We start from the raw sequence: 441 nt of genomic DNA, 5'->3' as shown, positions 1-441 counted from the left end.
CGGCACCGAGCCGCCGAAGAGCTGATCCACCGGATTCCGCCTGGATCTTCCCCTTGGACCTTGGGGCGCGCCGGCATGGTCGGGGCGCCCCCCCTGAAGGATGGCTCTCATGGATTTCGACTTGTCCGTCATCTGGCAGGCACTGCCCGAGCTGCTGAAGGGTGCCCGCCTCACCGTCTTGATCGCGCTCGCCGGGCTTGCCGGCGGCCTTGTCATCGGCTTCGCCGCCGGGCTGGCGCGCGCTTATGGCAACATCGTGCTTAACGCCATCGCCATGATCTATGTCGAGATCATTCGCGGCACCCCTATCATCGTGCAGGTGATATTCATCTATTTCGCGCTGCCAATCCTGGCGGATGTCCGCATCAACCCGCTGGCGGCCGCGATCATGGCGATCATCATCAATGCCGGCGCCTATATCGCGGAGATCGTGCGCGGCGC

At 64.2% G+C, this 441-nt stretch carries 1 protein-coding gene; it reads left to right on the top strand.

Features of this window, described 5'->3' with window-relative positions; all coding sequences use genetic code 11:
* Nucleotides 1-109: 109 nt before the first annotated feature.
* On the top strand, nt 110-441 hold a 332-nt coding region (locus EN852_RS35245), incomplete at its 3' end, for an ABC transporter permease subunit (RefSeq protein ID WP_145994144.1).

Source organism: Mesorhizobium sp. M2E.F.Ca.ET.209.01.1.1 (assembly GCF_004010375.2).
In the GTDB taxonomy this organism is placed as follows: domain Bacteria; phylum Pseudomonadota; class Alphaproteobacteria; order Rhizobiales; family Rhizobiaceae; genus Mesorhizobium.
Note: the sequence above shows the minus strand (reverse complement) of the source record. Positions and strands in the feature narration are given on the sequence as shown.